At 69.6% G+C, this 4,910-nt stretch carries 7 protein-coding genes; 3 read left to right on the top strand and 4 right to left on the bottom strand.

The features are described 5' to 3' along the window. A partial coding sequence (locus ACWEVN_RS46605) for a VOC family protein (RefSeq protein ID WP_452055550.1) occupies nucleotides 1-850 on the bottom strand: 850 nt, incomplete at its 3' end. A gap of 109 nt (nucleotides 851-959) precedes the next feature. Here ACWEVN_RS46605 and ACWEVN_RS46600 point away from each other — a divergent pair. Beyond that, nucleotides 960-1,433: an Lrp/AsnC family transcriptional regulator gene (locus ACWEVN_RS46600; RefSeq protein ID WP_206790021.1), complete on the top strand. Its 474-nt coding sequence runs from the start codon at nucleotides 960-962 to the stop codon at nucleotides 1,431-1,433. A 30-nt stretch (nucleotides 1,434-1,463) separates the two neighbouring features. Here ACWEVN_RS46600 and ACWEVN_RS46595 read toward each other — a convergent pair whose 3' ends face one another. The 3 genes from ACWEVN_RS46595 to ACWEVN_RS46585 all read right to left on the bottom strand — a co-directional run bounded on the left by ACWEVN_RS46595 (nucleotide 1,464) and on the right by ACWEVN_RS46585 (nucleotide 3,468). Then, entirely contained in the window at nucleotides 1,464-2,276 is an 813-nt protein-coding gene (locus ACWEVN_RS46595; protein WP_452055549.1) for an MBL fold metallo-hydrolase, read from the bottom strand. Nucleotides 2,277-2,325: 49 nt separating this feature from the next. Continuing rightward, nucleotides 2,326-2,829: a transcription elongation factor GreA gene (gene greA, locus ACWEVN_RS46590; RefSeq protein WP_310973599.1), complete on the bottom strand. Its 504-nt coding sequence runs from the start codon at nucleotides 2,827-2,829 to the stop codon at nucleotides 2,326-2,328. A gap of 195 nt (nucleotides 2,830-3,024) precedes the next feature. After that, entirely contained in the window at nucleotides 3,025-3,468 is a 444-nt protein-coding gene (locus ACWEVN_RS46585; RefSeq protein WP_452055548.1) for a DUF4307 domain-containing protein, read from the bottom strand. 134 nt (nucleotides 3,469-3,602) lie between these two features. Between ACWEVN_RS46585 and mca the strand changes: the two genes are divergently transcribed. Together mca and ACWEVN_RS46575 are read left to right on the top strand one after the other, a co-directional pair. After that, a complete protein-coding gene (gene mca, locus ACWEVN_RS46580; protein WP_449684669.1) occupies nucleotides 3,603-4,523 on the top strand; it encodes a mycothiol conjugate amidase Mca in 921 nt (306 codons plus the stop codon). Next, complete coding sequence (locus tag ACWEVN_RS46575; RefSeq protein ID WP_452055547.1) at nucleotides 4,520-4,843, top strand: hypothetical protein; 324 nt, start codon at nucleotides 4,520-4,522, stop codon at nucleotides 4,841-4,843. The genes mca and ACWEVN_RS46575 overlap by 4 nt, the downstream gene beginning before the upstream one ends. Nucleotides 4,844-4,910: the final 67 nt, after the last annotated feature.

The raw sequence follows: 4,910 nt of genomic DNA, 5'->3' as shown, positions 1-4,910 counted from the left end.
AGCCGGCACCGTCGTAGAACTCGAGGTACTCGTCGATCTGGGACTTCTTCTTCGCGACGGCTGGCTCGTTCAGCGGGAACTTGACCCGGTGGTTGCCGTTCGAGACGACCTTGCTCATCAGCGCCGAGTACTCGGTCGCGATGTCGTCGCCGACGAACTCCGCCATGTTCACGAAGCCCATGACGCGGTGGTACCAGTCGACCCAGTAGTCCATCTTGCCGAGCTCGACGTTGCCGACGCAGTGGTCGACGGCCTGGAACAGCCGCTTCGGCGCGCCTTCCGGCCGCTTGATCGTGCTTTCGCGCGGCTCGTAGCCGGGCAGGTAGACGCCGTGGTAGCGCGACCGGTCGACCAGGGAGTGGCGGGTCTCGCCGTAGGTCGCGATCGCGGCGACGCGCACGGTGCCGTGCTCGTCCGAGACGTCGTGCGGCTCTTCGAGGACCGTCGCGCCCTGGGCGCGGGCGTGCTCGATGCACTTGTCGACGTCGGTGGTCTCCAGCGCCAGGTCGATGACGCCGTCGCCGTGCTTGCGGTGGTGGTCGAGCAGCGGCGAGTCCGGCTTCACGCCGCCGGTGATGACGAACCGGGCCGAGCCGGACTTCAGCACGTAGGACTTGCGCTCGAAGTCCCCGGTTTCGGGACCGGAGTACGCGACGAGCTGCATCCCGAACGCGATCTGGTAGTACCAGGCGGTCTGGGTGGCGTTGCCGGCGATGAACACCACCGCGTCCATGGCCTTGACCGGGAACGGGTCGGTCGAGGCGTCGTGGTCGACGAGCCCGACCAGCTGACGCAGCTGGTCGTAGCTGACGTCGTCGAGGGCACCCTGGGGTTCGGCAGTCTGGGTCATACCTCGAAGGATCATCCCTTCGAGGCAAGATGCGCAATGGTCTCGATTTTCACTGGGCAATCTGCCTGGTGTTCAGGGGAGGTCGGCCGTCATCATGGACAATCTGCGTATGCCGGAGAACCTGGATGCGCTGGATGCGCGGCTGCTGCTGTTGCTCACCGACTCGCCGCGCCTCGGGGTGCTGGAGTGCGCCCGCCGCCTCGGGGTGGCGCGCGGAACGGTCCAGGCCCGCCTGGACCGCCTGACCGAGCGCGGCATCCTCGGCGGCTTCCCGCCGGAGCTGGACCTGGCGGCGATGGGCTACGGCCTGACGGCGTTCGCGGTCCTGGAGATCGCCCAGGGCCGGCGCGCGGAGGTCGCGGAGGCCTTGGCGGCGATCGACGAGGTCTGCGAGGTCCACGCGACGACCGGCCAGGGCGACCTGTTCGTCCGCATGGTGGCCCGGGGCAACGACGACCTGCAGCGGGTGATCGACGAGGTCGTGGGCGTGCCGGACGTGCTGCGGACGTCGACGTCGATCGCGCTGTCGACGCCGGTGCCGCCGCGGGTCCGCCCGCTGCTGGAGCGGACCGCGCGGGGCTGAACGCACAACTCGCCCGAGCTGCCGAGTCGCTCAGCTCTCGTCGGCCACCTGGGCCAGGTACCGCTTGGCCGACCGCTGCACGACCTCGTACCCGTCGGACCGCACGACCGCGTCCCACCAAGCGCCGTAGATCGCCTCGAAGCGGTAGCCCGCCAGCAGCTCCGCCGCGCGGCGGACGACGCCCGGCCGCTCCGGGATCAGGTTCGGGTAGCTGTACATGAAGCCCACGTGCGTGCGGTCGGGGATCACCTGGACGATGTCGCCGGACAACAGGGCGCCCCGGCCTTCCTCGCCGTCCGGCCAGTGCAGCACCGTGCCGCCCGCGAAGTGGACGCCCAGGTTGATCAGCCTCAGGTCGTCGGCGAGGTCCAGGGTGGTGCCGGACCACAGCTTCACCGCCGGGTCGGGGCGGCCGATCCACTGCTGGTCGGCTTCGTGCAGGTAGACCGGCACGTCGAAGGCGCGCGCCCACTCCACCATCGTCGTGTAGTAGTGCGGGTGGCTGATCGCGATACCGGTGATGCCGCCGAGCTCGCGGACCTGCGCCACCAGCGCGTCGTCCAGGTACGCCGCGCAGTCCCAGAGGAAGTTGCCCGAGCGGGCACGCACCAGCAGGGCGCGCTGGCCGATCGCGAACCCCGGGTTCGAGCCCACGCCGACGATGCCCGGGCCCTGCTCTTCGATCCGCGGCGTGTACGTACCGCTGGAGCGGAGCGCGGAGAGGTTCGTCCACTGCTGGCCCGACCGCGGCACGTACTGGCGTTCGTCTTCGCAGATCGGGCAGTCGGTGCGGGCCGCGGCGTACTGCATGCCGCAGGCCTGGCACATCGGTTCGGTGCTCACGGCTTTGTCCTCCCAGAATGTGGATCCTGGGAGGACACGCTAGCCGTGCCTACTTCGCGTCGGTGTACGGAACCGCCTTGACGAGCGTCACCTTCTGGACCTTGCCGTTGGGCAGCTCGTACTCCCTGGCCTCGCCCTCCTTGGCGCCGAGCAGCGCCTTGCCCAGCGGCGACTCCGGGGAGTAGACGTCGAGTTCGCCCTCGGCGCCCTCTTCGCGGGTGGCGAGCAGGAACTTCTCGTCCTCGTCGTCACCCTCGTACCGCACGGTGAGCACCTTGCCGGGACCGGCCGTGCCGTCGTTGGCGGGCGCCTCGCCGACCTTGGCCGAGCGCAGCAGCTCCTGCAGGTGCCGGATGCGCGCTTCGGCCTGGCCCTGCTCCTCGCGAGCCGCGTGGTAACCGCCGTTTTCCTTGAGGTCACCTTCTTCGCGGCTGTCGTTGATGCGCGCGGCGATGACCGGCCGATTCTCGATCATTTCGTCGAGCTCGTGCTTGAGCCGGTCGTAGGCATCCTGGGTGAGCCAGGTCACCTTGGTGTCGCTCACGGTCACCATCTCCTCGTCGGGCCTGCCAGGCTTGCGTGTTCAAGCCGGCCCACGCGGGCGTAGGTGCCCGCGTGGCTGAGATAAAGGAAAAACACGGCCCGTCGCGGGCCGTGCTGAAGGGTCAGAGTATCACGGCGCGAGAGGTCGACGCCCGTTATTTCCCCGCGCCCTGGGCGTTGGGCGCGCGGTTCACCCCGTTGGCCGCTATGGGGTTGACAGATAGCGTGGTATGTCGTACGAGCAGCCGAAGACGTCGGCGGTCACCGGTTCCCCGATGCTCTTGATCGTCGTGCTGATCCGGTTGTACTTCACGCCGGCCGGGATCAGGAGCTCCTTGCGGCCGCTCTCGGCGCCGGCCCTGTCGCGGACGCGGACCACGCACACGCCCGGCCTGCTGTCGTCGTCGCGGGTGACGTTGAGGGTGATTTCCATCGCGTTGCCCGGTTTTTCGCTGAACGCGATGCGCTCGGCGTCGATCGGTGCCGCGCCGAGGTTGACGTAGGCGACCCACGCGATCAGGCCGCTGACCAGCAGGGCGATGGCCAGGAAGAGCCAGCGCCGCCAGCGCCGGGACGGCGTGGCGCGCGTGGTGCCGTACCGGTCCGCGAGCAGCGCGGGCGCTGCCGTTTCCGCCGGTCCGCCTGCCAACCCGGGCCTCCTGCTCGTTCTTGTCGTACCCGCGGGGACAATGGTGACGCGGGTACGCCTCGAGTATCCGCCCGCTGGGTGGGCGGCCCGCAGGTGGGTCGCGGAATAAGGGCAGAAGGGGAGTCGTTCGGAGCATGGTGGACGCCGACGAGCAGAGGAAAACCGCCAACCCGCGCCTGCGCATGATGGCCGTGCACGCGCACCCGGACGACGAGTCGAGCAAGGGTGCCGCGACGATGGCGCGCTACGCCGCCGAGGGTCACGAGGTGCTGGTCGTCACGTGCACCGGTGGCGAAGCCGGCAGCATCCTGAACCCGGCCATGGACCGGCCCGAGGTGCTGGCCAACATGGCCGAGATCCGCCGCGAGGAGATGGCCCGCGCGGCCAAGATCCTCGGCGTGAACCAGCGCTGGCTGGGCTTCGTCGACTCCGGCCTGCCGGAGGGCGACCCGCTGCCGCCGGTGCCCGAGGGGTCGTTCGCGGTCGTGCCGCTGGAGGAGTCCACCGAGGCGCTGGTGCGCGTGATCCGGGAGTTCCGCCCGCACGTTATCACCACCTACGACGAGAACGGCGGCTACCCGCACCCCGACCACATCCGCACCCACGAGGTGTCGATGGCGGCGTGGGACGCGGCCCCGGACCCGAGCCGCTTCCCGGACGCCGGCGAGCCGTGGCAGCCGCTGAAGCTGTACTACATGCACGGCTTCTCGCGCGCCCGGATGGTGCTGTTCGACGAGGCGCTGAAGGAGGCCGGGCTGGAGTCGCCGTACACCGAGTGGCTGGCGAACTGGGACCCGAACCGCGGCGATGTGATGGAGCGGGTGACGACCCGCGTCGAGTGCGGTGAATACTTCGAGGTGCGGGACGAGGCGCTGAAGGCGCACGCCACGCAGATCGACCCGACCAGCCGCTGGTTCGCCGTGCCCCGGGAGATGCAGCGCGAGGTCTGGCCGACCGAGGAGTACGAGCTGGTGAAGTCGCTGGTCGACAGCACGTTGCCGGAGGACGACCTGTTCGCCGGCATCGCCGGCGCCGAGGAGAAGGTGAACACATGAGTCTGACGCTGCCGGCCGGCCTGGCGCTTCCGGTGACCGCGTCGGCCCTGGTGCTGGCGCAACAGCCGGGCAACGGCGACAACGGCGGGCAGGGGGAGGACTTCGGCAAGTCCTCCCCGGTCGGCTTCCTGGTGCTGATCCTGTTCCTCATCGCGGTGGCCTTCCTGGTCCGCTCGATGACCAAGCACCTCAAGCGCGTCCCGGCCAGCTTCGACGACCCTCCTGCGGAGGAGGCGCCGGCCGCCGAGCCGTCCGCCGAGGCTCCCGCCGAGCCGGAGAGGAAGCAGCCCAACGGCGCCTCCCCGGCCAAGTCCGACTAGCCGGCCCCAAGCGCCCCAATGTGGCGTTGGGTGCGTTGGACGCACCGAACGCCACATTGGGTGCGTT

Source organism: Amycolatopsis sp. NPDC003861, assembly GCF_053605405.1.
Note: the sequence above shows the minus strand (reverse complement) of the source record. Positions and strands in the feature narration are given on the sequence as shown.

Bases quoted from the DNA above. Each gene is read 5' to 3' on its own strand.
- ACWEVN_RS46600 (WP_206790021.1), top strand. From the start codon at position 960: ATGCCGGAGAACCTGGATGCGCTGGATGCGCGGCTGCTGCTGTTGCTC.
- greA (WP_310973599.1), bottom strand. From the start codon at position 2,829: ATGGTGACCGTGAGCGACACCAAGGTGACCTGGCTCACCCAGGATGCC.
- mca (WP_449684669.1), top strand. From the start codon at position 3,603: ATGGTGGACGCCGACGAGCAGAGGAAAACCGCCAACCCGCGCCTGCGC.
- ACWEVN_RS46575 (WP_452055547.1), top strand. From the start codon at position 4,520: ATGAGTCTGACGCTGCCGGCCGGCCTGGCGCTTCCGGTGACCGCGTCG.